Raw genomic sequence first — 24,457 nt, 5'->3', positions numbered from 1 at the left:
TGGGGGATGAGCCTAACCCGCAATCACGCGGTTCTTGCCCTGGCGCTTCGCCTCATACATGGCGGCATCGGCCCGGGCGAACAGGCTGTCCAGGGTCGAGTCTTCTTCAGTGAGGCTGGCCAGGCCCTGGCTGATGGTCACGCCGAACGCTTGGCCTTCGTAGCTGAAACTCAGCTCTTGGATTTCCTTGCCCAGGCGCTCAGCCACTTGCAAGGCCATCTCCGGCGCGCAACCCGGCAGTACGGCCGCAAATTCTTCGCCGCCAATGCGCCCGAACAGATCACCACGGCGTAATACGCCACGACCACTCTCGGCGATACGCCGCAGCACCTGGTCGCCTTCCAGGTGGCCATAGGTGTCGTTGACGTCCTTGAAATCATCAATGTCCAGCAACAGGAAGGCCAGTTGCGCGCCTTGGGCACAGGCGGTGTCGAAGGCCTGGTTGGCGCATTCGAAGAAGTGTCGGCGGTTGCTGCTCTGAGTCAGAACGTCGGTGGTGGCGAGACGGTGCAGCTCCAGTTCCAGCTGCTTTTTGTCAGTGATGTCTTCGGCCATGCCCACGACGATCAGGGGCTCGCCGGGCTCGGCCTGCTGGTTGATGTAGCACTTGTCGCTTAGCCAACGGATCTGGCCGTCGGCGGTGATAATGCGGTATTCGCGATCTTCCACGGCGCCCTGTTCCAGCACGCGGGCCAGGCTGTGTTCGGCGTAGTCGAGGTCTTCGGGGTGAATGCTGTTGCGCCATTCCCGATGATCGGCCAGTAACAGGCCGGTCGAACGGCCGAATATCCGCTCGTAGGCCGGGCTCACGTAGAGCACGCGGCGGGTCTCCCAATCGATGGCCCAGAGCACGGCATTCACACTGACCAGCAGTGAGCTCAGCAATTGCTCGCGCTCGCTCAACCGCTCGACTTCGCCCTGGGCATGCACCAGTGCCAGCAGGGTCGCTGCCGCAGCCGGACGCGGGGGGTCAGCGGTAGCGATGTCGGTAGGAAAGGGCATTTCGTGAACCATCGGCACAACTCTCTCTGGGCGCGCCGCAGGATTTAGCAGCGGTCACAACAAGGGGCCACCATGATGGCGAAGTGTTCATTGAGAGAGGGTAAATGCGATGAAGTTCCGTGAACGGTGCCGATTGGCGGTGCCCGGAAAATGACGCCAAAAAGAGGATGCGTGGGAGGGCAAGCCCTCCCACGGCTTTGTCAGACTGCCGCAGGACGCAGCGAATAGGTCTTCAATTGGTGGGCGAAATCCCGCAGGGACTGGATGCCGCTGGCCTCGGCCTCGTGCACCCATTCCTTGATGGCGGCGAGCATATCGTGGCCGTTGGTGCTGGTCTTGAGCCAGATCTGCTGCAATGCCAGGCGCTTTTCGTAGATCACTTTCAAGGCCTGGCTGTGTTCCAACATGCTTTGGATGCGTAGGTGGTGGCGGTCATCCAGCAGGCTGGTTTCCCGCGACAGCAGGCGTTTGGCACGGTGGAACTGGTGGCGCACCGAGTGATCGACCTTTTCCAGCTCCTGCTTGACCAGCGGGCCGATCACCAACTTGCGGTACTGGGCCATGATCTGGAAGCGGTTGTTGAGGATCGCCATGGCAGTGTCCATGTCCAGATGGCCTTTGCCCTCGACGCGATGAGCAATCGGCGCCACACGCTGGACCTTGGCCAAGCGCAGGAAGCTGAACAGCTTGATCCACGCCCAGCCCAGGTCGAACTCCCACTTCTTAACCGACAGCTTGGCCGAGTTGGGATAGGTGTGGTGATTGTTATGCAACTCTTCGCCGCCGACGATGATGCCCCACGGCACCAGGTTCGTCGCCGCGTCACGGCATTCGAAGTTGCGATAGCCCACGGCATGGCCCAGGCCGTTGATGACGCCGGCGGCCCAGAACGGGATCCACATCATCTGGATCGCCCAGATGGTGATACCGATGGTGCCGAACAGCAGCAGATCGATTACGCCCATGATCGCCACGCCCAGCAGCGGGTAGGGGGTGTAAATCTTGCGTTCGATCCAGTCATCCGGGCAGTTCTTGCCGTAGATGCGCAGGGTTTCGGGGTTTTCGGCCTCGGCGCGGTAGAGCTCGGCGCCTTTGCGCAGCACCGTGGACAGACCCTTGATCACAGGGCTGTGCGGGTCGTCGACGGTTTCGCACTTGGCGTGGTGTTTGCGGTGGATAGCGGTCCACTCGCGGGTGTTCTGCGCCGTGGTCAGCCACAGCCAGAAGCGGAAGAAGTGTTTCAGGCCGGCATTGAGCTCCAGGGAGCGATGGGCTGAATAGCGGTGCAGATAAACCGTGACCCCAACAATGGTCACGTGGGTCATCAACAGAGTGACTGCAACCAGTTGCCAGGCTGACAGGTCAAGAAAACCGTTGTACCACATAGGCTGTTTGGCCCTCTGATAAAGAAAAAAATAGCACCCGCATTATCACTGGCTTTAAGGATAAAACCAGTCACCGTTTCAGATAAGACTTACAAGGTGTTTCCTAATCTATAATCTCGGCGCGTTGTAGGACGATTCTGTTTTTTTAGTAAGGACTACTGGCCATATGCTGTTTTCATACCGAGGTGCCCTGCGTGTGGGGCTGGTATACCTGCTGGTTTCGATTGTGTGGCTCCAGCTCAGCAATCAGATATTGATCAACTTTCTCGATGAACGGGGGGAGTTGGGGTATTGGCTGCAGATGCGCGGCTACGTGTGGGTGGCCCTGAGTGCTTTGGCCATTTACTTCTTATGCGCGCGCTTTGCCCGGGCCCAGCAGTTGCAGCAACCCCTGAAGGAAAACCTCGATCGGTTGCGCCAGGCGGCTGCGGTCTTCGACTGCACCCGTGAAGGCGTGTTGGTCACTGACACCAGGGGCCTGATCGTGCACGTAAACCGGGCATTCATGGAGATCACCGGCTACCAGCGCGCAGACGTCATGGGCCAGCAGCCCAGCCTGTTCAAGTCCGGGCGCCATTCGTCGAATTTTTACCAGCAGATGTTCCAGACCCTGGAGCGCACCGGTGAATGGAGCGGAGAAATCTGGAACCGGCGCAAAAGCGGCGAGATTTATCCACAGTGGCAAACCATCCGTGTGATTCACGATGACCAAGGCCACATCAGCCATTACGTTGCGGTGTTTTCCGACATCAGTGCCATCAAGGATTCCGAGCACGAGTTGGCGCACCTGGCGCATCACGATCCACTGACCGACCTGCCCAACCGCCTACTGTTCACCGACCGCGCCGAGCAGGCGCTGGCCTCGGCGCAACTGCACAAACGCGGCTGCGCGCTGCTGTTGCTGGACCTGGACCACTTCAAGATTATCAATGACAGCCTTGGCCATAACGTCGGCGACCAGTTGCTCAAGCTGGTGGGCGAGCGGCTCAATACGCTGTTCGGCCCCGGTGTGACCCTGGCGCGACTGGGCGGCGATGAGTTCGCGGTGCTGGCGGAAAGTTGTTCACAGGTGATGCAGGCGGCGGCATTGGCGCAGCGCATGCTGGACGTGATGAAGCAACCGTTCATCTTCGACGGTCATCAACTGTTTATCAGCGCCAGCATCGGCATCAGCCTGTTTCCCAACGATGCATTGAGCGCGGAACAACTGCTGCGCAACGCCGACTCTGCGCTGTTCAAGGCCAAAAGTGTGGGCCGCGAGGGCTATGCTCTGTACACCGAAGAACTCACCGCCCACGCGCAGAACCGTGTGGAAATCGCCAGCGAACTGCGCCGCGCCCTCGACCAGCAGGAGTTGCGCGTCTACTACCAGCCTGTACACGACCTGCAAGGCAGCCGTCTGGTCGGCGTCGAAGCCTTGGTGCGCTGGCAACATCCGGAACGTGGCCTGGTGCCTCCGGGCGAGTTCATCCCCATCGCCGAACGTACCGGTTTGATCGCCGATATCGACGCGTGGGTCTTGGAGCAGGCCTGCCGCCAGATGTGCCAATGGCTGGCCGATGGCGTGCTGCTGAGCTTTATTGCGATCAACGTGTCCAGCCGTCTGTTTGCCCGTCGCGAACTGTACGAGCAAGTCGCCCAGGTGCTGCACGCCACCGGCCTGGATCCGGCTTTCCTGGAGCTGGAAGTCACCGAGAGTGCAGTCATGGACGACCCCGAGGAAGCCCTGGAGCAACTGCACCGCCTGCGTGAGTTGGGCTTGCGCCTGGCCATTGATGACTTTGGCACCGGCTATTCGTCCCTGCTGCGCCTCAAGCGCCTGCCGGTGCAGAAGCTGAAGATCGACCAGGGCTTTGTTGCCGGGGTGCCATGGGATGACGACGACGCGGCGATTGTGCGCGTGGTGATCGCATTAGCGAAAAGCATGGGCATGCAGGTACACGCTGAGGGAATTGAGCAGATGGAACAGGCGAGGTTCTTGTTGGAGCAGGGCTGCGATTTGGGGCAGGGGTATTGGTTTGGAAAGCCGGTGCCGGCGCAGGACGTTGACTGGGACCGCGCGCCCACCATCCAGACTTGAAACGCATTCCAATGTGGGAGGGGGCTTGCCCCCGATTTCGGTGTGTCAGGCCGAACATTGGTACCTGATTCACCACCATCGGTGGCAAGCCCCCACCCGCATTTTGGAACTTCACAACGCGTTATTTCAGTGCTCGGGCGCAAAACCCTCTCGCAACCCCACGTCCCATCAGAAAATTCTTTCTGGTTATATAAACATTCTTAAATAGTATTTTTAAGAATATCTGCGCTTATCTACTATCGCCCTACGCCGCAAGCAGTGCCGCCACTGCCAGGCACTATTCATTTAAGGAGCGAGACCATGAGCGCATCTCTACGTAGCGTCGACGGCCAGGACGAAGCAGCCATTTTGCGTGAGATCCAGAGCGCCCTGCGCGATCTGCGGTTTGGCGCGGTGGAAATCACTGTGCATAACGCCCAGGTGGTCCAGATCGAACGCAAAGAAAAATTCCGTCTGCAGAACCCGGGTAACAAACCGAGCTAAGCAACCGCGGCGATAGACCCGTCACTATAAGAAAAAGCCAACACCCCAGAATTTCAGGAGCTTCTATGTCGTCGATTCGCCGTTATGCCCTGGCCGCACTGGCCAGCGCCGTGTTTGCCGGTTCCGCTGTTGCCAAGGACTACGAGTTGCTCAACGTCTCGTACGACCCGACTCGCGAGCTGTACCAGGATTACAACGCTGAGTTCACCAACTTTTGGAAGCAGTCCCACCCTGGTGACACCGTTAAGATCCAGCAGTCCCACGGTGGTTCGGGCAAGCAAGGCCGGGCGGTGATCGACGGCCTGCGCGCCGACGTAGTGACCCTGGCCTTGGCTGGCGACATCGACGAAATCGCCAAATTGGGGAAAACCCTGCCGGAAAACTGGCAGACCCGCCTGCCGGATGCGAGCACCCCGTACACCTCGACCATCGTGTTCCTGGTGCGTAAGGGCAACCCTAAAGGCATCAAAGACTGGGGCGACCTGATCAAGAAAGACGTTTCCGTGATCACGCCGAACCCGAAAACCTCCGGCGGTGCGCGCTGGAACTTCCTTGCCGCGTGGGCCTACGGCCTGAAATCCGGTGGCAGCGAAGCCAAGGCCCAGGAATACGTGAAAGAACTGTTCAAGCACGTGCCGATCCTCGACACCGGCGCGCGCGGTTCGACCATCACGTTCGTCAACAACGGTCAGGGCGACGTGTTGCTGGCCTGGGAAAACGAAGCCTTCCTGGCCCTGAAAGAAGACGGCGGCGCCGACAAGTTCGACATCGTTGTACCTTCCCTGTCGATCCTCGCAGAGCCGCCAGTGGCCGTGGTCGACAAGAACGCCGAGAAAAAGGGCAATACCGAGATCGCCACTGAATACCTCAAGCACCTGTACAGCCCGGCTGGCCAGGAGATTGCGGCGAAAAACTTCTACCGCCCACGCGATGCAAAAGTAGCCGCCAAATACGCCCAGCAGTTCCCGAAACTGGACCTGGTGACTATCGACAAAGACTTCGGCGGCTGGAAAACTGCCCAACCGAAATTCTTTAACGACGGTGGCGTGTTCGACCAGATCTACACGGCGCAGTAAGCCGAGAAATACACACCCACGGAGCCCGCATTCACCTGCGGGTTTTGTGTGTCAGTTCCGCTAACCAAGGACTCTTATGTCGCGTCGTATTTCCCCCGTCATACCCGGCTTCGGGCTGACGCTGGGCTACACCGTGGTGTACCTCAGCCTGATCGTACTCATCCCCCTCGCGGCGATGTTTGTACACGCCGCTCAACTCACCTGGGATCAGTTCTGGAACATCATCTCCGCACCCCGTGTGCTGGCGGCGTTGAAACTGAGCTTCAGCACCGCGCTGTACGCCGCCCTGATCAATGGCGTGATCGGCACGCTGCTGGCCTGGGTGCTGGTGCGCTACACCTTCCCCGGCCGCAAGATTATCGATGCGATGATCGACCTGCCGTTCGCGCTGCCCACCGCTGTGGCCGGTATCGCCCTGACGGCGCTGTACACGCCGACCGGGCTGGTGGGCCAGTTCGCCGCTGACCTGGGCTTCAAGATCGCCTACAGCCCGTTGGGCATCACCCTGGCGCTGACCTTCGTGACCCTGCCGTTCGTGGTGCGCACGGTGCAGCCGGTACTCGCCGATATCCCCCGGGAAATCGAAGAAGCCGCTGCCTGCCTGGGCGCCAAGCCGTTGCAGGTGTTCCGCTACATCCTCGTCCCCGCGCTGCTGCCCGCCTGGCTGACCGGCTTCGCCCTGGCGTTTGCCCGTGGCGTCGGTGAGTACGGCTCGGTGATCTTCATCGCCGGCAACATGCCGATGAAAACCGAGATCCTGCCGCTGCTGATCATGGTCAAGCTTGACCAGTACGACTACCGCGGCGCCACCTCCATTGGCGTGCTGATGCTGGTGGTTTCCTTTGTCCTGCTGCTGCTGATCAACTTGTTGCAGCGGCGCATCGAACGTCCATAAGGAGGCGCGGAACATGTCCCAATCGTCTATTTCCGCCGCGTCTTCGGCCAACGCTGCCCGGCGTGGCAGTGCGGTGTCGCGACGTATCCTGATCGGCCTTGGCTGGCTGGTGTTCTTCCTGTTTTTGCTGCTACCGCTGTTTATCGTGGTGTCCCAGGGCTTGAAGAACGGCCTCGGTGCGTTTTTCACCGCGATCCTTGAACCGGACGCGTTGTCCGCGCTGAAACTCACGGTGATCGCCGTGCTGATTTCGGTGCCGCTCAACCTGGTATTCGGCGTCAGCGCCGCCTGGTGCGTGAGCAAGTACTCGTTCCGTGGCAAGAGCATCCTGGTGACGCTGATCGACCTGCCGTTCTCGGTCTCCCCGGTGATCGCAGGCCTGGTCTACGTGCTGATGTTCGGCGCCCAGGGCCTGTTTGGCCCGTGGTTGCAGGAGCATGACATCCAGATCGTGTTCGCCTTGCCCGGCATTGTGCTGGCGACCATCTTCGTGACTGTGCCGTTCGTGGCCCGTGAACTGATCCCGCTGATGCAGGAGCAGGGCACCCAGGAAGAAGAGGCTGCACGCCTGCTCGGCGCCAATGGCTGGCAGATGTTCTGGCATGTGACTGTGCCGAACATCAAATGGGGCCTGATCTACGGCGTCGTGCTGTGTACCGCGCGGGCCATGGGTGAGTTCGGCGCGGTGTCGGTGGTGTCCGGCCACATTCGCGGCGTGACCAACACCTTGCCGCTGCACGTCGAGATTCTCTACAACGAATACAACCACGTTGCCGCGTTTGCGGTGGCCAGCCTGCTGCTGATCCTGGCGCTCTTCATCCTGCTGCTCAAGCAGTGGAGCGAGAACCGTATCAACCGCCTGCGCAAAAGTGCCGGTGAGGAATAAGTCATGTCGATCGAAGTCCGTAATGTCAGCAAGAACTTCAACGCCTTCAAGGCCCTGAACAGCATCAATCTGGATATCCAGAGTGGCGAGCTGGTGGCGTTGCTTGGCCCATCCGGGTGCGGCAAGACCACCCTGCTGCGCATCATCGCAGGCCTGGAAACTCCGGATGACGGCAGCATCGTGTTCCACGGTGAAGACGTCTCCGGCCACGACGTGCGCGATCGCAACGTCGGGTTTGTGTTCCAGCACTACGCGCTGTTCCGCCACATGACCGTGTTCGACAACGTCGCGTTCGGCCTGCGCATGAAGCCCAAGAACCAGCGCCCGAACGAAAGCCAGATCGCGGCCAAGGTTCACGAGCTGCTGAACATGGTGCAACTCGATTGGCTGTCTGATCGTTATCCGGAACAACTCTCCGGTGGTCAGCGCCAGCGTATCGCCCTGGCCCGCGCCCTGGCGGTCGAGCCGAAAGTGCTGCTGCTGGACGAACCGTTCGGCGCCCTCGACGCCAAGGTGCGTAAAGAACTGCGCCGCTGGCTGGCACGCCTGCACGAAGACATCAACTTGACCTCGGTGTTCGTGACCCACGACCAGGAAGAGGCCATGGAAGTTGCCGACCGTATCGTCGTGATGAACAAGGGCGTGATCGAGCAGATCGGCTCACCGGGCGACGTCTACGAAAACCCGGCCAGTGACTTTGTGTACCACTTCCTTGGCGACTCAAACCGTCTGCACCTGGGTGAAGACAAGCACGTGCTGTTCCGTCCCCACGAAGTGTCGCTGTCGCGCCATGAACTGGAAGATCACCACGCGGCCGAAGTGCGTGATATTCGTCCATTGGGCGCGACCACGCGGGTGACCTTGAAGGTCGAAGGCCAGACAGACCTGATCGAAGCCGAGGTGGTGAAAGACCACGACAGCCTGACCGGTTTGGCGCGGGGCGAAACCTTGTTCTTCAAGCCCAAGGTCTGGCAAAAAGCCTGATAACCCGCATTACCTAATGTGAAAATGGGGCCAATGTGGGAGGGGGCTTGCTCCCGATAGCAGTGGGTCAGCTGATAAATATGTCACTGGCCCACCGCCATCGGGAGCAAGCCCCCTCCCACATTTAGACCTCTCTCGGCTTCAGATCGCGTCGAACCACCGGCCCCGAGCGCTCTTCAATCTGTTGCTTCAAGCCCTGCCGCAACCCCAGCAAAAACGCCACCTCCGCCACCACAAACAACGGCCCTACGATCAACCCCGACACATCATCCACAAACGCCGGCTTCTTGCCTTCGTAGTAGTGCCCGACAAACTGAATCACCCAGCCCACCACGAACATGCCGATGCCGCTGCTGAGCCACACCATCGTGCTCTGCGCCGCCAACTCATGCCCGGCCCATACCGACAAGCCCATCAGCACCGTCATCAGCACGCCCAGGGCCAGTTCCAGGCGCAGGTAAAACCACGCCGAAAACAACGCCACGATTACCGCCGGTGAAATCCATAGGCCTCCCACGGTCCATTCGGGACGCGACAGCAGCACGGCTACTGCCACCACAATCAGCGGGATACCAATAAAGTGGCTGGCGATATTGCGCGGGTCGCGGTGGTAGGCGGCGTATTGACTGAGGTGGTCGACGAGGCTTTTCATTGTTGTTCCTCCTGTAGGATGTTGGATCATGCCCTGTCAGCCTGCGCCTGACTGTCAGTTGGGCGACAATCTTCGGAGTTCTCATGGACGCAGAGAAATGGCACGCCCGCTTGGCCAGCGGCCATTGGTTCAGCCATCTGCCTGTAGATCTACAGCGTAGTCTGCTGGCGGCGGCGCGGCTGCGCACGCTCGCGGCGGGACAGTGCCTGTTCAAGCGCGGCGACCCGCCTTGCGGCCTGTATGCGGTGCTGGAAGGCGCGGTGCGCATCAGCGCGGTGAATGCCCAAGGCAAGGAGGCGGTGTTGAGCCTGGTAGAAACGCCTTACTGGTTCGGCGAAATCTGCCTGTTCGATAACCTGCCGCGCACCCACGATGCCCTGGCCATGGGGCCATGCACGTTGTTGCAGGTGCCACAGGCGGCGATGCTGACCATCCTCGAAGACCATCCGGCGTATTGGCGCGATGTGGCCCTGTTGATGAGCCACAAACTGCGCTTGTCGTTGATCAATATCGAACAGATGAGCCTGATGCCCGCGTCGGCGCGTCTGGCCCATCGGCTGCTGATGATCGCGCAGGGCTACGGCGAAATAGACCAGGCGCGCCGCACCTTGCAACTGCCCCAGGAGGACCTGGCCGCGATGCTGGGCCTGTCGCGCCAGACCACCAACAGTCTGCTCAAGGCGCTGGAGCAACAAGGCCTTATCGGCCTGAGTTACGGCGCGATTGAAGTGCTGGACCTGCGCGGTTTGCAGCAGGCCGCTGGTCTATGAACTACGACCCGCGATAGGTGGAGAAACCGTAAGGGCTGAGCAACAACGGGATGTGGTAATGCTGGTCCGCCTGTTTCACCTGGAAGATCACCGGCACTTCAGGGAAGAACGTCTCGCGGTTGGCCTTTTTGTAGTAGTCGCCGGTCTTGAACACCACGCGGTACTCACCCGGCGTCATGCTGCGGTTGGCGGGGAACAGTTCGGCGATGCGCCCCTGCTGGTTGGTGACGCCTTCGGACAGCGACTGCCATTTGTCGCCTACCTGCTGTTCCAGGGTGACGCTGACACCGGTGCTCGGCAGGCCGTTTTCCAGGTTGAGCACATGCACGCTCAGAGGGTTGCCGTCGGCCATGGCCAGGTTGCACAGGCCGCTGAGGCTGAGGGCGGCGAGGGTCATGCTGAGGGTTTTCATCGAGAGATCCTTTGGAGGGGAATCAGAGGGAAGTTTTCAGGCCCAGTTGCTCGGCGGCTTTTATTGCGCAGGACTCGTCCTGTGCTGCGCCGCCGGCACCGGCGATGCCCAGCGCGCCGACCAGTTCGGCCTCGGCAAACAGCGGCACGCCGCCGCCGAGTAACAGCAACTCGGGCAAGCTGTTAAGGTTGGCGGCCTCGGGGTTGTTACGCGCGCGCTCGGCAAACAGCCGCGTCGGGGTTTTGGTCGACAGCGCGGTGTACGCTTTGCGCTGGCTGGCGAGGCTGTTATGCGGGCCGACGCCGTCGGCACGCAGGCTCAGCAGCAGGTTGCCGCCCCGGTCCAGTACCGTCAGCGCGGCGCTGCAGTGGGCAAGGCTGGCATCAGCCAGTTGGCGTGCGGTGTGCAAATCGAGGTCGGCATGGCGTGGCAGCTGCGGTGCAGCGAACGCACCGGTGCAGACGGCGAGGCTCAAGAACAAGGCATGGCGGGACATAAAGACGACTCCGGAAAACAGGCCGCTACCGTAGCCAGTCAACAGGGTCAGAAACCGCACAATTTGATGACAGGTTTGTAATCAAACCCAGAGGTAAGGCATGCAGGTGTTGTTAGTGGAAGACCAGCCGCAACTGGCGCAGCTCATGGCTCAAGGCTTAAGCGAGGCCGGTTTCGCGGTGGAAGTCGCGGCCAATGGCATGGCGGCGCAGCGCTTTGTGGAAAGCACCGAATACGACTTGGTCATTCTCGACGTGATGCTGCCGGGCTTGAATGCCTGGAAATTGCAGCAGGCGATTCGGCACAAGGGCAAGACGCCGGTGTTGTTCCTGACCACGCCGGGCGGCATCGAAGATCGCCTGCGTGGGTTGGAATTGCATGAGGATGATTACCTGCTCAAGCCGTTTGAGGCCAAGGCGTTGGTGGCGCGGGTGAGGAAGTTATTGCGGCGCGATCGCGGGCTCTGATTGCCCCGGCATTTTCAGTGCCTGAACCATTGCTATCGCGGGCAAGTCCCCTCCCACATTTGAAATGCGTTCCCTTGTGGGAGGGGACTTGCCCCGATGAGGCCTTCAGCCTCTGCGCGAATCCACCTACCGCAACCCATCGCGAAACTGCCCTGGCGTCACCCCCGTCCAACGCTTGAACGCCCGGTTAAAACTGCTGGTATCGGCAAACCCCAACAAATGGCTGATCTCTGCCAATGAGCACTGCGGGTCCCGCAGATGCTGCAACGCCAGGTTCTGCCGGCATTCGTTGAGCAACGCATCAAACCGACACCCTTCATCCGCCAGGTGCCGCTGCAAGCTGCGCAAACTCAAGTGCAGCGCTTGGGCAATCCGCTCGGCACTCGGCTCGCCGTCGGGTAATTGTGCCTCGATCGTGGCGCGCACCTTGCGCTCCCAGGTCAGCGGTTGCAGCTGGGCGAGGGTGCGTTTGAGCACAGTTTCGTTGTGTTCGGCCAACTCGGGGTTGGCGTCGTCCAGATGGCTGTCGAAGTCCTGGGCTGCAAATTCCAGGCAGTCCTCATCGGCGCCAAAAAATACCGGCGCGCGGAACACCGTGTGCCAAGGCTTGGGATCGGCCGGTTCCGGGCGCCGCAAATGCACGGCCAAGGGCGCGTAGTCATGGCCCAGGCGATTGCGGCAGGTGCGCACATAGATCGCCGCGAACGCATCGATGGCTTCCAGTGCCGGTGCGGGGCTGCCTTGGGGTTGCAGCAGGCGGAAAAGGTAGCGTTCGCCGTCCCGACTCAGCTCCAGCTTCAGCGCATCGCTGACCACTTGGTGATAACGCACGATGCGTTCGAACACTTCCCGCAGACTGCCGCTGGCCACCAGCGCGTATCCCAACGCGTGAAAAGTGGTAGGGCTGACAAAACGCGACACGCGCAACCCAATTGCCGGATCGCCGCTGGCCTGCACTGCCAGCTCCCACAGGCGCGTGGTCGCCGACAGCGGATAGCGCGCATTGGGATCTTCCATCTGCTGCGGGTCGAGCCCAGCCTCGATGCACAGCGCGGCGCTGTCGAGGCCGAGGGCGTCGAGCTGCTTGCGCAGGGCGCGGGTCCAGCTGGCGAGGGACGTGGGTTCTGTCATGGCGATTGGCGCTTGCGGTCAACAGGTTGGCGTGTGGGGCTAGCGTCCTGCATGAAGGCCTGGTGCAGGATGTAACCATCTATGAACAAGAGGATGGGAGCATGGACGGTACTTCTGCAAGTCCCCAGCAGATGAACGCACAACAGCGTTCAGCACATATCCGTGAAGTCGTACTCGCCGAAGGCGTGCGCCTGCGCCAGCAGCACCCGTGGTTGCTGCATCAAGACGCCCTGGGCGCGGGCATTTTAGCCTTCGCGCTGCTGGGCATGATCGGCTCGGCGGCGCTCTACATCACCGGTCACATGGCCTGGTGGGCGTGCCTGTTATTGAACGCCTTCCTGGCCTCGCTGACCCACGAGCTGGAACACGACCTGATCCACAGCATGTACTTTCGCAAGCAGCGCCTGCCCCACAATTTGATGATGGGCCTGGTGTGGCTTGCGCGGCCAAGCACCATCAATCCGTGGATTCGCCGGCACCTGCACCTTAACCATCACAAAGTCTCCGGCACCGAGACCGATATGGAAGAGCGCGCCATCACCAATGGCGAGCCTTGGGGCTTTGCGCGGTTGCTGATGGTGGGCGATAACGTGATGTCGGCGTTTATCCGCATGCTGCGCGCCAAAACCTGGGGCCACAAACTCAAGATCCTGAAACGCTCGCTGCTGGTCTACGCACCGCTGGCACTGCTGCATTGGGGGGCGTGGTACATCTTCCTCGGCTTCCATGCAGCCAACGGCGTCGCCAGTCTGCTGGGTGCGCCTATCGAATGGTCCGCCGGCACCTTGCAGATGATGCAGGTGATCGATATTGCCGCCGTGGTGATCATCGGGCCCAACGTGTTGCGCACCTTTTGCCTGCACTTTGTCAGCTCCAACATGCACTACTACGGCGATGTGGAACTGGGCAACGTGATCCAGCAAACCCAAGTACTGAACCCCTGGTGGATGTGGCCGTTGCAGGCGTTTTGCTTCAACTTCGGCAGCACTCACGGGATTCACCATTTTGTGGTGAAAGAGCCGTTTTACATCCGCCAGATGACCGCCAAGGTGGCGCACAAGGTCATGGCCGAGATGGGCGTGCGGTTCAATGATTTTGGGACGTTTGCGCGGGCCAATCGGCTTGGTTTTCCACCGCCAGCAGCGTTTCGATCAGTGCCTTCGCCGCAGGCGACAAGCGAACCCCAGCGCGGCTGATCACTGCGCAACGGTTGTTCAGGCTTTCCAAGGCGTGAGGCACATTGCGCCAGTGCAGCACGTTCAATTCGCCGCTGGCCAAGGGGGCGGCGAAGGCTTCTTCTGCGCCCAGGCCGATGGTGTCTGACTCGCGCACGATGAGGGCCAGCGCGGCAAACTGCTCCAGCTCGATAGCGGGGGCAAAGTCGATGCGCCCACTCAGGTTCGCCAACAGTTTTCGAATGCCCGGTGCGATCAGTGGCGTGGCGAGGGGATAGTCGAACAGGTCGTTGGTCGACAGGCTGTCCTTGGCCAGCAACGGGTGCCCGGCACGGCAGAAAAACACACTGCGCCGCGGCGTGAGGGCCTGAGTCTGGAAGTTTGGGTCGGCTTCGAAGTGGCGCACATCGGCGATAAAAAATTCGATCTCTTCACGGCTCAGGCTGCGCCCGAGTCTTTCCCAGTTATCCACTTGCAACGCGCTGCGTACCTTGGGGTAGGCGGTGATGAACCGTGCCATCGCTTGGGGCACCAAGTTGACCGCCGCCACCGCATCGCTGCCAAAGCGTACTTCACCGGCGTCGAGCTTGGTCATGCGTGTGACTTCATGGCTGAGCAATGCGGCGCCTTGAACCAGGCTCAAGGCATGCTGCAACACCACCTGGCCTTCGGGGGTCGGGCGCAGGTCTTTATGGGCGCGATCCACCAGCACGCAGCCGAACTCTTGCTCCAGGCCCTGGATGCTGCGGCTGAAAGCCGGCTGGGTGATGCCCATGGCTTCGGCGCCGCGCACAAAACTGCGGTACTCATTCAGCGCGATGAAATAGCGCAGTTGGCGAAGGTCCATGGTGTGCCCGGCATCCTTTAAGAGAACCGGGATTTTAAGGGGATTGCTTATGCCGTCAACGAAGCTTTATTGATTTAATTAGATCTTAAAAGCATATCTATAGAGCGGGTGCCGTGCGGTAACTCGTCGGGCTGAACACCCGCGTCACCATCAGCATCGCCACTGCAGTCACCGTCAATACCACCCAGGCGCTGGTGAAGTTGCCGGTGATCTCGCGCAGCCAGCCGGTCATCCACGGCGAGATCGCGTTGATCAGGAAGCCTACGCCTTGTACGAAGGCCGCCAGTTGCCCGGCTTGCCGAGGGTCGCGATGGTGGTCGAGGGTCAACAGCAGGCTCAAGGCGAAACACGCGCCCAGACCGAAGCCGCACAACGCCACCCACAGATGAGGAAATTGCAGCGGCGCCAGCAGCAGACCGAGGTAACCCACCGTTTGTGCCAGCAGGCTGATCCCGAGCAGGGGGCGACGGTCGATACCGCGTTGCGCGAGCACTGGCATCAGCAGCGCGGCAATCACTTGGAAGATGGTCATGAACGCTAGCAGCGAACCGCTGGGCAGCACGCCCCAGCCCAATTGCTGATAGTAGGCCGGCAGCCACGCCACCAGGCTCATGTAGCCACAGTTCACCAGCCCGAAATACACCGCCAGCAGCCAGGCGCGACGATTGCGCAGGCCCTTGAATGCGGGCACCACCTGGGGATTTTTTGCTGCGCCCAGCGGCAGCCAGGCCCACAGCAACAAGGCGCCCAGCGCTGGCAACAGCCACACGCCCAATCCTGCCTGCCAGTCCTCGAAATGCGTGGCCACCAGCGGACTGAGCAGCGCCGCCAAGCCACCACCGGCCATCAGCGAGGCCGAATAGACGCCCATCGCCACCGGCACGCGATGATGGAACTCACGCTTGATCATCGCGGGCACCAACGCCTGGATCAGCGCCACACCGGCACCGCCGAGCAACGCCGTGACCAGCAGCGCCGACGCTTGGCCCATCACCCAGCGCGCCAGGCACGCCAGCAGAATCATCATTAAACCCAGGGCGATACCGCGCCGTTCGCCCAGTTGCGCTTCCACGCGCACGCCCACCAACGCCACCAGCCCCATGCACACCACCGGCAAGCTGGTAAGCAGGGCACTGCTCTGGAAGCTGAGGCCGGTGGCCAAGCGGATTTCACCGAGCAGCGGACTGATAGAACTGAGGATCGGCCGAAGGTTGAGGCCCAGCACTACGAGCAGGCCCCAGCCGGCGAGGGATTTGTTGAGGGTCATGCAGCGTCCATGCAGTGGGTAAATGAGGCGTGAGTATGGCCATCGCCACAGGTATTCTGAAATTAAATATAACCATGCCAACCAGTGGCAAAGGGAATGATGATGTTCGATCCCGTGTTGCTCAGAAGCTTTGTCGCCGTGGTGGACTGCAGCAACTTCACCCGCGCCGCCGAGCGCCTGCATTTGACCCAATCCACCGTCAGCCAGCAGATTCGGCGCCTCGAAGACGCGGTGGCGTGCCAGTTGCTGGACCGCGACCAACGCCGCGTGGTCGCCACGGCTGAAGGTGAGCGCTTGCTGGCCTATGCGCGGCGCATCCTTGCGCTGCATGAAGAAGCCGCCGATGTGCTGATCAACCAGCAGAGTGACGGCGTGCTGCGCCTGGGGGTACCGGAAGACTTTGCCGCAGAGCGCCTGATGCCGCTGCTCTCGGCGTTTGTGTTGGCGTATCCACGGGTGCGCCTGGAGGTCACCAGCGGTCTCGGTCCCGAGTTGCAGCGCCAATTCCGCAGCGGCGAGTTCGATGTGTTGTTGGTCAAGCAGATGGGCGACAGCGATGACTGTCTGGCCTCGTGGCCCGAGCCGCTGTGTTGGGTCGATAGCCGCAGCATGCCGTCGTTGGGCCGCGACCCCTTGCCGTTGGTGGCGTTTCCGGTGGGCGGGTTGTACCGCAACGAAATGCTGCACCACCTGGAAGTCAGCGGCTGGCGCTGGCGCATCGGCTATTCCAGCGCCAGCCTGGCCAGTGTGTGTTCGGCTGTGGCGGCGGGGTTGGGCGTGAGTCTGTTACCGCGCCGGGTGGTGCAGCCTGGGCATGTGGAGTTGGGGCCGGACAGCGGTTTACCGGCGGTGCAAGGCGTGCGCCTGGCGTTATATGCGCGTCCTGGCTTGAGCGCGGCGGGGCAATGCTTGCAGGCTGAACTGTTGGATTTGTGCGCAAACAGCCCCGTCGAGCCATGCCTTTACTGAATATTTTTTATGCCTGAAAAGCATTGAAAAAACACACCTCGGCGCCAGGCCTTGCAGGCTCTGGCTTGGGCGTTCGTGCCGGCTTTGTTTATTCAATTTAGATCTATGTATAACTTTAAAGATTACTTTAAGAGATAAGCGTCTGGCCCCGATGATTCAGCCCTCGACGGCCTTCCACGCAGGCCTGTCGGTTTTTGTTTTAAGACCGTAGGGAGTGAATCAATGGGCAATGTCCAGACCGCCGCCAGTGCACACGAGGCGCTATGGCGTCAGGCACCTGGTGGTGAGTTGGTCGACCTTGGCCGGCCGCACCGCGCGCCGTTGGGGCAACTGCGAACGCAGAAGACTCCAAAGCGTTTTTCTAGCCGCCGCGAAGGGATTCTGCTGGGGCTGCTGGTGCTGGCCCTGCACGGTGCGGTGATCTATTGGGTGAGCCAGAAGGCGACGCCAGTGCTGCCGATTGTGCCGCCGGAAATCCCACCGATGACCATCGAGTTTTCCCAGCCAGCGCCGCCAGTGGTTGAACCTCCACCGCCTGCGCCACCACCACCACCGCCGCCTGTGGTCGAGCCACCGCCCCCTGTGGTGGATGAGTTGGCTGCCAAGCCGGCGCCGAAAAAGATTCCGAAACCCAAGCCGGTGCCAAAACCCGTGCCCAAACCGGTCGCCAAACCGGTAGAGCAACCGCCGGCGCCACCGGTCCCTGCGCCACCTGCGCCAGCGCCGGTCGCCGCGCCTGCGCCCGCCCCGGTTACTCCGGCTTCTGCCAACGCCGCGTACCTGAAGAACCCGGCACCTGAATACCCGTCACTGGCCCAGCGCCGGGGCTGGGAAGGCACGGTGTTGTTGCGGGTTCATGTGTTGGCCAGCGGCAAGCCGGGTGAGATCCAGATCCAGAAAAGCAGCGGTCGCCAGCAACTCGACGACGCCGCACTGACCGCGGTAAAGCGTTGGAGCTTCGTGCCGGCCAAGCAGGGCGATGTGGCCCAGGACGGCTGGGTCAGCGTTCCGATCGACTTCAAGATTCACTAACTATTGCGCTTCGGTGTGTTGCACACGCCGCGACTTGTACAGAGGGAAAACATCATGGCATTAGCATCTCCACTTGAATCCATCGAAAGCGCGGTGATCTGGCTGCTGGTGGTCTTTTCGGTCGCCACCTGGGGCTTGGCCTTGCTCAAGGGCGTGCAGTTCGGTCGCCTCAAGGCCCAGGATCGCAAGTTCCACAAACAGTTCTGGGCGGCGTCGAGTCTTGATTCGGCCGCTGAATTGGCAGAGACCCAACCGGGTGCCGCTGCCCGCGTGGCCCAGGCCGGTTATGCCGCGATCCAGGTTGGCGATGCGCCTCACGCTGCCGACTTGAGCCAGGCAATCAACCATCAGGACCGCCTCGAACGCGCCCTGCGCCAGCAGATCGTACGTGAGCGTCGCTCTCTGGAGACCGGTTTGGCCGTGGTCGCCAGTATCGGCAGCACCTCGCCATTTATCGGCCTGTTCGGCACCGTGTGGGGGATCATGGAAGCGCTCAAGGGCATCAGCGCCGCCGGTTCCGCCAGCCTGGAAACCGTCGCCGGCCCCATCGGCGCCGCACTGGTGGCAACAGGCGTGGGGATCGCCGTCGCCGTACCTGCGGTGCTGGTTTACAACTACTTCCTGCGTCGCCTCAAGCTGACTGCCGCCGACCTGGATGACTTCGCCCACGACTTCTATAGCCTGGCGCAGAAAAATTCCTTCCGTGTGCTGCTGCACCCGGCGCTCAACAAAAGCGCTGCCGGCAACCCGCAAAAAGTGAAGGAGGCGTCCTGAAATGGCCTTTTCCACGCAAGACAGCGATGAAGTGCTGAGCGAGATCAACGTCACGCCGCTGGTAGACGTGATGCTGGTGCTGCTGGTGGTGTTTATCGTCACCGCGCCGCTGTTGACCAATGCGATCCCGATCAACCTGCCCAAGACCGAGGCCGTGGCGCCGGTGGAGCAGAAAGACCCGCTGGTGGTGAGCATCGACGGCGCCGGCAAACTGTTTATCAACAAGGACGAAATCCAGCCGGACCTGCTGGAATTCAACCTGCAGGCGGCCAAGGCCAAGGACCCCGATGTGCGGGTGCAACTGCAGGCGGATGACGGAGTGAACTACGGCGAAGTGGCGCGAGCCATGGCGTCTATCGAGCGCGCGGGGATTACCAAACTGTCGGTGATTACTGCACGTTAGCTTCAAAAGCTTCGACAATTTTTTGGCCGTCTCCTTGGCAGGGTGCGGCCTTTTTTTTGCCTGGGTTTCAGCAATACCACACGTTCAAAGTGCGCCAACCCCAGCGATTTGTGGATACCGGATTTCAACTTCTCGCTGAAACGTTCTAACGCTCTCTTTTAGCCAGTTAATCAACCTGGCGATATCAGGTTCCGACTGCCGCCCATTCCGACAAATAACGTAGTACGCGGCCGGCGACATCATCACCGGGCCGCCTAGCGTGACTAATGCACCTTCTTCCAACTGGTCATACACCAATGCTGTTCTGGCCAGCGCAATCGCGCCCCCCTTCACCGCCAGGCTGATTGCCAGGCTTGAGTCCGGAAAGCGCGGCCCATGGTGATAAGGCGCAGCCGCCAAGCCCTGAAATGCAAACCAGCTTTCCCACCCCGGGCACACTTGATCGTCCACGCGGTGAATGAGCGGGTATCGCGCAATATCTGTCAGCGGAATATCGCCGTTCGCTTGTTGAAATGCCGGTGAGCAAACCGGGAACACGGCATCGCGCATAAGTAGCTCGGCATGATGATCCGGGTAGTTGCCGTATCCCATCACAATCGCAACATCGAATTGATGGGCGCCGAGATGGGTGCTGTTCATATCCGCACTGGTCAATACCAGGTCGAGATTCAATGAAGCGTCGGAGTGAAAACCATGCATCCTGGGAATCAGCCAGCTGGAACACAGAGAAGACGTGCACGAGAGGTAAAGCGGCTGGGACTTGCTCGGGTTAAGTGTGTGCAACACCGCCTCAAGCGCGTTGAAAAAACCGTCAGCCACCGGCAACAAAGCCTGTCCCGCAGCGGTGAGATTGACGCCCCGAGAGTGGCGCTCGAACAACTGCACGCCCCACCACTCCTCCAGCCCTGCAATCTGATGGCTTATCGCACTGGCGGTCAGGTTCAACTGGGAGGCGGCGCGCGCAAAACTCCCCGTTTGCGCAGCGCTGACGAAGGCTTGCAGCATGGGAGTAGGTGGCGGACGTTGGCCCATCAGGTGCTCACTTTGATCAGGATGATCCCGCAAACAATGACGAACGCCGAAAGCATCCGCCGCCAGCCGAACCGCTCGTGAAAAAACAGCGCGGCAATAATGGCGCCGATAATAACACTGGTTTCCCGCAACGCTGAGACCTTGGCCACCGCGTCCAGGGACAGCGCAAACAGCACCAATCCGTAGGAAGTGAGGTAAAGAACGCCGCCCATAACGCCGACTTTCCAATGGTTGCGAATGGCCTCGGCGAATGCCAAACGCTTCTTGAAAAACGCCAGCGCCGGAATCGGAATGCTCTGGAATACCGTCAGATAGAGGATGTATTGCAGCACCGTCTCACTGGCTCTTACCCCTTTGGCATCCACCACCGTGTATGACGCGATAAACGCACCAGCACATACGGCCATCAAGATTGGTTTGAACATGCGCGCGGTCATCCTTCGCACGAATGTCAGGCTGATGATGCCTACACAAATCAGCAACACCCCGCCCAATGCGTGGAACGACAGATGCTCATTCAGCAGGACGTAAGAAAACAGTGCGACCAGAACCGGTGGCACTCCACGCATCACCGGGTAGACCTGGCCGAAATCACCGGTTTCATACGCTTTGATCAGGAACAATCGATAGGCGGTGTTGAGCACTACGGAAACCAGCACGTAGCCCCACACCTGCAGGCTTGGCGCATTCACCAGCGGCAGCGCCGCCAGGCAGATCAGCAACGCCGTACCGTCGACCATGGCCAAGGTCATCAAGCGACTGCTCCCGGCCCGGACGACTGCGTTCCAAGTGGCGTGCATGAGCGCAGATATCAAAACTAGGGTGATCGCGATGTTGGAGTTGTCCATGGGGCTCGGGCGGGGGAGGAAATGAAGGCGGCTATTTAACGCAGTCATGTGCCATGGTCAGAAGCGAAAGCTCGTCAGTGCTGCCATTAAGAACCGTCATGGTTTTTAAAGGGCCAGCAAGTCATGTCCCTTTAAATTGCAGGACGTTTCCGAGACAATCCCCGCCGCCTTGCGGCTGTTGGAATGGATGGCTAGTCTTCGGCCCGTCGCTGGTTTCCAGTGATCGGGTTTAGCAGCCTGATTTCAATAGGCACACGGTTCACATCTCCATTTATGGTGGCTGTGCGTGGGGCACCCTCGGGTGCGCTGGTGTTCCTATTGGCCAGTCTGCTAACCCGCGTACAGCTGCCACCTATCGTTTAGCAGCGCTAGTGGTAGCTCCGGTGTTCAATAGGAGTTGCACCATGACAAAAGCACTTCCCGATCCACCCGTTGACTGTCTCGTCGCCAACGACAACCTCGGTTTCGAGGACGCCCAACTCTAATCGCCCATCTGATTCACAGCGCCTCGGCCACCGTATGGGACTGTTGTGAGCACCTGCAGCCGCACGACCGCGCGAAAGTCCATGCGGTGTGGCATTTGCTGGAAATGGCCAAGACCGTGGTAAATCGCACCATCGACTGCATGCCTCGTTCCCATCACGTCATCTAAAAACCACTGCAAATTGAATGTGAAATCGAGTCAATGTGGGAGGGGGCTTGCCCCCGATAGCGGTGGATCAGCCTCCTATTTGTTGCTGACGGACCGCCATCGGGGGCAAGCCCCCTCCCACATTTTGAGCCTAGATACATTTGGTTTTTTGGTTATTAATAAATAGCTTCTTATTCCTTAACGAATATAACCCTCGTCCCTATACTGTCCTACAACGTTAAACGCTGCAGGAGGGCACACCCATGCACAGCGAGTCGATTCGTTATCTGATCGTGCCGGGCTGGCAAGGATCGCCAGAAGATCATTGGCAAACCCATTGGCAAAATAGCTTGCCCAACAGCGCGCGCGTTGAGCAGGCCGATTGGCTCACCCCGCGTCGCGAAGACTGGGTGGCTGCGTTGGCTGAAGCCATCGCTGCCGACAGCACGCCGGTAATCCTGATCGCCCATAGCCTTGGCTGCATCACTGTGGCCCATTGGGCCGCCGCTGCGCCGTTGCAGTACTTGCGGCAGGTGCGCGGTGCCTTGCTGGTGGCGCCGGCTGATGTCGAACGTCCGGCTTGCTCTCCAGCCCTGCGCAACTTCGCGCCGATCCCGACCGACTTGCTGCCTTTTCCCAGTCAGGTGGTCAGCTCCGACAACGACAGTGCCGTCAGCGCCCCGCGTGCGCTGGAACTGGCGCGCAATTGGGGCGCCGAAGCCGGCATCCTGTCCGGCGCCGGCCATATCAATGTGAAGTCCGGCCACCAGCGTTGGGAGCAGGGTTTCGCCTACCTCTATCGCCTGCAAAGCCGCCTTGAGCACCACGCCCGGCGTAGCGCATAAATTTTTTCAACGCCCTGTCCCTGAGTGGATTTGGGGCGGGAGCCTGCCATGAGTCTGCATGAAACCTTCGGCCAGCCGTTGCTGACCTTCCCCGACGCCGAAAAAAGCCCACTGAGCATTCGTGCCAAGGCACTGGTGTTCGTCGACCCGCGTTCGCGTCAACTGCGCGAAGAGCTGGAAAGCCTCGCACCGCGTGCTTTGCCCGTGTTGATTCGCGGCGAGACCGGCAGCGGTAAAGAACTGCTGGCGCGGCATATTCACCGGGGCAGTGATCGCACCGGGCTGTTTGTCTCCGTCAATTGCGGCGCCATCAGCCCGACGTACGCCGACGCCGAGTTGTTCGGCTACGCGGCGGGTGCCCACAGCGGCGCGGCCAGCAGCCGGGCCGGGTGGTTTGGTTCGGCCAATGGCGGCACCTTGTACCTGGATGAGATCGGCGACTTGCCGTTGCCGATCCAGGTGAAATTGCTCGCAGCCCTGGAAAACCACGAAGTTACCCGCGTCGGCGCCCATCAGCCCAGCCCGGTGGATGTGCGCTTGGTAGCTGCCACCAGTATTGATCTGGCCCAGGCCGTGGCGGCGGGCAAGTTTCATGAGCGACTGTTCCATTACTTGAGTGAAGGCCGACTGGACTTGCCAGCGCTGCGCGAGCGGGTCGGCGACATCCTTTCGTTGGCGGAATATTTTCTGGGCATCTACAGCCAGCGCCTGGACCTGCCGGTGCCGTTGATCAGCGACGCTGCCCAGCGAGTCCTGGAGCACCACAGCTGGCCGGGCAATACGCGCGAGCTGGAGAACGTTATTCACTTTGCCTTGCTGGTCAGCAGCGGCGACGAGATTTTGCCCGAACATTTGAACCTGCCGGTGGCGGGTTCACCGGTGGAGCAGCTGCAGCGGATTTTCAACGCTGCCAGTCCTGCCGAGCAGGAATCATTGCGAAAATTCCTGTATGAGCAAAATGGAATATCAACGTGAATAAAAGATATTGTTCGGGAATAAAAAATATAGGTATTGTCCGTTTCACGCCGCGATAGCACTTCGCTGGCACACCACATAAAAACGGTCGTCACCGACGCCCCCGGAATTCCGATAAGGACACTGCATGAAAAAGGTTCTGTTGTTTACCGCTCTGGCGGCTGCCCTGACTGCCGGCTTCGCCCAGGCCAACGAGAAACTGGTCGTAGCCGCGACCCCGGTGCCGCACGCCGAGATCCTTGAACTGGTCAAGCCAGCCCTCAAAAAGCAAGGCGTGGACCTGGAAATCAAAGTCTTCACCGACTACGTACAGCCAAACGTGCAGGTTGCCGAGAAGCGCCTGGACGCCAACTACTTCCAGACCCTGCCGTACCTGGAAAACTTCAACAAGGGCAAGGGCACCAACCTGGTTACCGTGGTTGGCGTGCACGTTGAACCCTTCGGCGGTTACTCGAAAAAGATCAAGAATATTTCTGAGCTCAAAGATGGCGCCACCGTTGCCATTCCGAACGAAGGTTCCAACAGCGGCCGTGCCCTGTTGCTGCTGCAAAAGAACGGTCTGATCACCCTGAAAGACCCGACCAACGCCCTGGCCACGCCGAAAGACATCGCCAGCAACCCGAAGAACCTGAAGTTCAAAGAGCTGGAATCGGCCCTGCTGCCACGCGTGCTGGACCAGGTTGACCTGGATTTGATCAACACCAACTACGCCCTGGAAGCTGGCCTCAACCCAGCCAAGGACGCGCTGATCATCGAAAGTGCCGACTCGCCTTACGTGAACTTCCTGGTGGCTCGCCCGGACAACAAGGACAGCGACGCTATTCAGAAACTGTCCAAGGCCCTGACCAGCCCGGAAGTGAAAGCATTCATCGAGAAGAAGTACAACGGCGCGGTCGTGCCGGCGTTCTGATGTAACTCAAAACCCCCTTCAAGGTTTCAAC

Annotated in this window: 26 protein-coding genes; 16 read left to right on the top strand and 10 right to left on the bottom strand. The window is 60.3% G+C overall.

Annotation, left to right across the window (positions count from 1 at the left end; all coding sequences use genetic code 11):
* Positions 1-12 precede the first annotated feature (12 nt).
* Together ACEN2T_RS16805 and desA are read right to left on the bottom strand one after the other, a co-directional pair.
* Positions 13-1,014, bottom strand: coding sequence for a sensor domain-containing diguanylate cyclase (locus ACEN2T_RS16805; RefSeq protein WP_032884871.1), 1,002 nt, complete (start codon positions 1,012-1,014; stop codon positions 13-15).
* Positions 1,015-1,202: 188 nt separating this feature from the next.
* Positions 1,203-2,387: a delta-9 fatty acid desaturase DesA gene (gene desA, locus ACEN2T_RS16800; protein ID WP_032884873.1), complete on the bottom strand. Its 1,185-nt coding sequence runs from the start codon at positions 2,385-2,387 to the stop codon at positions 1,203-1,205.
* A 166-nt stretch (positions 2,388-2,553) separates the two neighbouring features.
* On the opposite strand from desA, the gene dibA reads away from it, so the two are divergent.
* From dibA to ACEN2T_RS16770, 6 genes are all read left to right on the top strand, one after another.
* Complete coding sequence (dibA, locus tag ACEN2T_RS16795; protein WP_095186316.1) at positions 2,554-4,467, top strand: phosphodiesterase DibA; 1,914 nt, start codon at positions 2,554-2,556, stop codon at positions 4,465-4,467.
* A 300-nt stretch (positions 4,468-4,767) separates the two neighbouring features.
* The gene (gene oscA, locus ACEN2T_RS16790; protein ID WP_003170956.1) at positions 4,768-4,950 is read left to right on the top strand and encodes a sulfur starvation response protein OscA; all 183 of its coding nucleotides are present in this window, start codon (positions 4,768-4,770) and stop codon (positions 4,948-4,950) included.
* A gap of 65 nt (positions 4,951-5,015) precedes the next feature.
* Positions 5,016-6,026, top strand: a complete 1,011-nt coding sequence (locus ACEN2T_RS16785; protein WP_027607869.1) for a sulfate ABC transporter substrate-binding protein — start codon at positions 5,016-5,018, stop codon at positions 6,024-6,026.
* A 76-nt stretch (positions 6,027-6,102) separates the two neighbouring features.
* Positions 6,103-6,921 carry a sulfate ABC transporter permease subunit CysT gene (gene cysT, locus ACEN2T_RS16780; RefSeq protein ID WP_027607868.1) on the top strand — a complete coding sequence of 273 codons (819 nt, stop codon included), beginning with the start codon at positions 6,103-6,105 and terminating at the stop codon, positions 6,919-6,921.
* Between the two features lie 13 nt (positions 6,922-6,934).
* Positions 6,935-7,807 carry a sulfate ABC transporter permease subunit CysW gene (gene cysW / locus ACEN2T_RS16775; protein WP_032884876.1) on the top strand — a complete coding sequence of 291 codons (873 nt, stop codon included), beginning with the start codon at positions 6,935-6,937 and terminating at the stop codon, positions 7,805-7,807.
* 3 nt (positions 7,808-7,810) lie between these two features.
* On the top strand, positions 7,811-8,791 hold the full coding sequence (locus ACEN2T_RS16770) for a sulfate/molybdate ABC transporter ATP-binding protein (protein ID WP_032884878.1): 981 nt from the start codon (positions 7,811-7,813) through the stop codon (positions 8,789-8,791).
* Positions 8,792-8,915: 124 nt separating this feature from the next.
* Here ACEN2T_RS16770 and ACEN2T_RS16765 read toward each other — a convergent pair whose 3' ends face one another.
* Positions 8,916-9,443: an Mpo1 family 2-hydroxy fatty acid dioxygenase gene (locus ACEN2T_RS16765; RefSeq protein ID WP_122756748.1), complete on the bottom strand. Its 528-nt coding sequence runs from the start codon at positions 9,441-9,443 to the stop codon at positions 8,916-8,918.
* A gap of 83 nt (positions 9,444-9,526) precedes the next feature.
* Here ACEN2T_RS16765 and ACEN2T_RS16760 point away from each other — a divergent pair, with 83 nt between their 5' ends.
* Positions 9,527-10,213 carry a Crp/Fnr family transcriptional regulator gene (locus ACEN2T_RS16760; RefSeq protein WP_032884881.1) on the top strand — a complete coding sequence of 229 codons (687 nt, stop codon included), beginning with the start codon at positions 9,527-9,529 and terminating at the stop codon, positions 10,211-10,213.
* Between the two features lies 1 nt (position 10,214).
* Here ACEN2T_RS16760 and uraH read toward each other — a convergent pair whose 3' ends face one another.
* Positions 10,215-10,625, bottom strand: coding sequence for a hydroxyisourate hydrolase (gene uraH / locus ACEN2T_RS16755; RefSeq protein WP_442117026.1), 411 nt, complete (start codon positions 10,623-10,625; stop codon positions 10,215-10,217).
* A gap of 22 nt (positions 10,626-10,647) precedes the next feature.
* Positions 10,648-11,121 carry a GlcG/HbpS family heme-binding protein gene (locus ACEN2T_RS16750; RefSeq protein WP_032884884.1) on the bottom strand — a complete coding sequence of 158 codons (474 nt, stop codon included), beginning with the start codon at positions 11,119-11,121 and terminating at the stop codon, positions 10,648-10,650.
* Between the two features lie 100 nt (positions 11,122-11,221).
* On the opposite strand from ACEN2T_RS16750, the gene ACEN2T_RS16745 reads away from it, so the two are divergent.
* Entirely contained in the window at positions 11,222-11,587 is a 366-nt protein-coding gene (locus ACEN2T_RS16745; RefSeq protein WP_032884886.1) for a response regulator, read from the top strand.
* A 126-nt stretch (positions 11,588-11,713) separates the two neighbouring features.
* Here ACEN2T_RS16745 and ACEN2T_RS16740 read toward each other — a convergent pair whose 3' ends face one another.
* Positions 11,714-12,718, bottom strand: a complete 1,005-nt coding sequence (locus tag ACEN2T_RS16740) for an AraC family transcriptional regulator (RefSeq protein WP_442117025.1) — start codon at positions 12,716-12,718, stop codon at positions 11,714-11,716.
* 101 nt (positions 12,719-12,819) lie between these two features.
* On the opposite strand from ACEN2T_RS16740, the gene ACEN2T_RS16735 reads away from it, so the two are divergent.
* Positions 12,820-13,914, top strand: coding sequence for a fatty acid desaturase (locus ACEN2T_RS16735; RefSeq protein WP_099602153.1), 1,095 nt, complete (start codon positions 12,820-12,822; stop codon positions 13,912-13,914).
* On the opposite strand, the gene ACEN2T_RS16730 is transcribed toward ACEN2T_RS16735, so the two are convergent.
* Together ACEN2T_RS16730 and ACEN2T_RS16725 are read right to left on the bottom strand one after the other, a co-directional pair.
* Positions 13,805-14,740 (bottom strand): LysR family transcriptional regulator, encoded by a 936-nt coding sequence (locus ACEN2T_RS16730; protein WP_081797602.1) that lies wholly within the window; start codon positions 14,738-14,740, stop codon positions 13,805-13,807. The two genes, ACEN2T_RS16735 and ACEN2T_RS16730, sit on opposite strands and share 110 nt — an antisense overlap.
* A 97-nt stretch (positions 14,741-14,837) precedes the next feature.
* Entirely contained in the window at positions 14,838-16,007 is a 1,170-nt protein-coding gene (locus ACEN2T_RS16725) for a CynX/NimT family MFS transporter (RefSeq protein WP_095186310.1), read from the bottom strand.
* Positions 16,008-16,109: 102 nt separating this feature from the next.
* On the opposite strand from ACEN2T_RS16725, the gene ACEN2T_RS16720 reads away from it, so the two are divergent.
* The 4 genes from ACEN2T_RS16720 (at position 16,110) to ACEN2T_RS16705 (ending at position 19,185) form a co-directional block, all read left to right on the top strand.
* Complete coding sequence (locus ACEN2T_RS16720) at positions 16,110-16,976, top strand: LysR family transcriptional regulator (protein ID WP_032884891.1); 867 nt, start codon at positions 16,110-16,112, stop codon at positions 16,974-16,976.
* A 222-nt stretch (positions 16,977-17,198) separates the two neighbouring features.
* On the top strand, positions 17,199-18,008 hold the full coding sequence (locus ACEN2T_RS16715; RefSeq protein ID WP_032884892.1) for an energy transducer TonB: 810 nt from the start codon (positions 17,199-17,201) through the stop codon (positions 18,006-18,008).
* A 51-nt stretch (positions 18,009-18,059) separates the two neighbouring features.
* Entirely contained in the window at positions 18,060-18,782 is a 723-nt protein-coding gene (locus tag ACEN2T_RS16710; RefSeq protein WP_099602154.1) for a MotA/TolQ/ExbB proton channel family protein, read from the top strand.
* Position 18,783: 1 nt separating this feature from the next.
* A complete protein-coding gene (locus ACEN2T_RS16705) occupies positions 18,784-19,185 on the top strand; it encodes an ExbD/TolR family protein (RefSeq protein WP_010565408.1) in 402 nt (133 codons plus the stop codon).
* Between the two features lie 84 nt (positions 19,186-19,269).
* Here the strand turns inward: ACEN2T_RS16705 and ACEN2T_RS16700 are convergent, their stop codons facing one another.
* A complete protein-coding gene (locus tag ACEN2T_RS16700; RefSeq protein WP_442117024.1) occupies positions 19,270-20,217 on the bottom strand; it encodes a LysR substrate-binding domain-containing protein in 948 nt (315 codons plus the stop codon).
* Positions 20,217-21,065, bottom strand: a complete 849-nt coding sequence (locus ACEN2T_RS16695; RefSeq protein WP_032884895.1) for an EamA family transporter — start codon at positions 21,063-21,065, stop codon at positions 20,217-20,219. The genes ACEN2T_RS16700 and ACEN2T_RS16695 overlap by 1 nt, the downstream gene beginning before the upstream one ends.
* A gap of 894 nt (positions 21,066-21,959) precedes the next feature.
* Here ACEN2T_RS16695 and ACEN2T_RS16690 point away from each other — a divergent pair.
* The 3 genes from ACEN2T_RS16690 to ACEN2T_RS16680 all read left to right on the top strand — a co-directional run bounded on the left by ACEN2T_RS16690 (position 21,960) and on the right by ACEN2T_RS16680 (position 24,426).
* Complete coding sequence (locus tag ACEN2T_RS16690) at positions 21,960-22,541, top strand: alpha/beta hydrolase (protein WP_032884898.1); 582 nt, start codon at positions 21,960-21,962, stop codon at positions 22,539-22,541.
* 48 nt (positions 22,542-22,589) lie between these two features.
* Complete coding sequence (locus ACEN2T_RS16685) at positions 22,590-23,516, top strand: sigma 54-interacting transcriptional regulator (protein WP_032884899.1); 927 nt, start codon at positions 22,590-22,592, stop codon at positions 23,514-23,516.
* A gap of 127 nt (positions 23,517-23,643) precedes the next feature.
* Positions 23,644-24,426, top strand: a complete 783-nt coding sequence (locus ACEN2T_RS16680) for a MetQ/NlpA family ABC transporter substrate-binding protein (protein WP_095186308.1) — start codon at positions 23,644-23,646, stop codon at positions 24,424-24,426.
* Positions 24,427-24,457: the final 31 nt, after the last annotated feature.

It is taken from the genome of Pseudomonas sp. W22_MBD1_FP4, from assembly GCF_052113765.1.
GTDB lineage: Bacteria > Pseudomonadota > Gammaproteobacteria > Pseudomonadales > Pseudomonadaceae > Aquipseudomonas > Aquipseudomonas sivasensis.
The sequence above is the reverse complement of the archived record's forward strand: the minus strand, read 5'-3'. Positions and strand labels throughout refer to the sequence as shown.

Coding starts and splice junctions, on each gene's coding strand:
- ACEN2T_RS16770 (WP_032884878.1), top strand. CDS start 7,811: ATGTCGATCGAAGTCCGTAATGTCAGCAAGAACTTCAACGCCTTCAAG.
- ACEN2T_RS16760 (WP_032884881.1), top strand. CDS start 9,527: ATGGACGCAGAGAAATGGCACGCCCGCTTGGCCAGCGGCCATTGGTTC.
- ACEN2T_RS16765 (WP_122756748.1), bottom strand. CDS start 9,443: ATGAAAAGCCTCGTCGACCACCTCAGTCAATACGCCGCCTACCACCGC.
- uraH (WP_442117026.1), bottom strand. CDS start 10,625: ATGAAAACCCTCAGCATGACCCTCGCCGCCCTCAGCCTCAGCGGCCTG.
- oscA (WP_003170956.1), top strand. CDS start 4,768: ATGAGCGCATCTCTACGTAGCGTCGACGGCCAGGACGAAGCAGCCATT.
- ACEN2T_RS16720 (WP_032884891.1), top strand. CDS start 16,110: ATGTTCGATCCCGTGTTGCTCAGAAGCTTTGTCGCCGTGGTGGACTGC.
- ACEN2T_RS16750 (WP_032884884.1), bottom strand. CDS start 11,121: ATGTCCCGCCATGCCTTGTTCTTGAGCCTCGCCGTCTGCACCGGTGCG.
- ACEN2T_RS16700 (WP_442117024.1), bottom strand. CDS start 20,217: ATGGGCCAACGTCCGCCACCTACTCCCATGCTGCAAGCCTTCGTCAGC.
- ACEN2T_RS16730 (WP_081797602.1), bottom strand. CDS start 14,740: ATGGACCTTCGCCAACTGCGCTATTTCATCGCGCTGAATGAGTACCGC.
- dibA (WP_095186316.1), top strand. CDS start 2,554: ATGCTGTTTTCATACCGAGGTGCCCTGCGTGTGGGGCTGGTATACCTG.
- ACEN2T_RS16725 (WP_095186310.1), bottom strand. CDS start 16,007: ATGACCCTCAACAAATCCCTCGCCGGCTGGGGCCTGCTCGTAGTGCTG.
- ACEN2T_RS16680 (WP_095186308.1), top strand. CDS start 23,644: ATGAAAAAGGTTCTGTTGTTTACCGCTCTGGCGGCTGCCCTGACTGCC.
- ACEN2T_RS16740 (WP_442117025.1), bottom strand. CDS start 12,718: ATGACAGAACCCACGTCCCTCGCCAGCTGGACCCGCGCCCTGCGCAAG.
- desA (WP_032884873.1), bottom strand. CDS start 2,387: ATGTGGTACAACGGTTTTCTTGACCTGTCAGCCTGGCAACTGGTTGCA.
- ACEN2T_RS16705 (WP_010565408.1), top strand. CDS start 18,784: ATGGCCTTTTCCACGCAAGACAGCGATGAAGTGCTGAGCGAGATCAAC.
- ACEN2T_RS16735 (WP_099602153.1), top strand. CDS start 12,820: ATGGACGGTACTTCTGCAAGTCCCCAGCAGATGAACGCACAACAGCGT.
- ACEN2T_RS16695 (WP_032884895.1), bottom strand. CDS start 21,065: ATGGACAACTCCAACATCGCGATCACCCTAGTTTTGATATCTGCGCTC.
- ACEN2T_RS16805 (WP_032884871.1), bottom strand. CDS start 1,014: ATGGTTCACGAAATGCCCTTTCCTACCGACATCGCTACCGCTGACCCC.
- ACEN2T_RS16715 (WP_032884892.1), top strand. CDS start 17,199: ATGGGCAATGTCCAGACCGCCGCCAGTGCACACGAGGCGCTATGGCGT.
- cysT (WP_027607868.1), top strand. CDS start 6,103: ATGTCGCGTCGTATTTCCCCCGTCATACCCGGCTTCGGGCTGACGCTG.
- cysW (WP_032884876.1), top strand. CDS start 6,935: ATGTCCCAATCGTCTATTTCCGCCGCGTCTTCGGCCAACGCTGCCCGG.
- ACEN2T_RS16745 (WP_032884886.1), top strand. CDS start 11,222: ATGCAGGTGTTGTTAGTGGAAGACCAGCCGCAACTGGCGCAGCTCATG.
- ACEN2T_RS16685 (WP_032884899.1), top strand. CDS start 22,590: ATGAGTCTGCATGAAACCTTCGGCCAGCCGTTGCTGACCTTCCCCGAC.
- ACEN2T_RS16785 (WP_027607869.1), top strand. CDS start 5,016: ATGTCGTCGATTCGCCGTTATGCCCTGGCCGCACTGGCCAGCGCCGTG.
- ACEN2T_RS16690 (WP_032884898.1), top strand. CDS start 21,960: ATGCACAGCGAGTCGATTCGTTATCTGATCGTGCCGGGCTGGCAAGGA.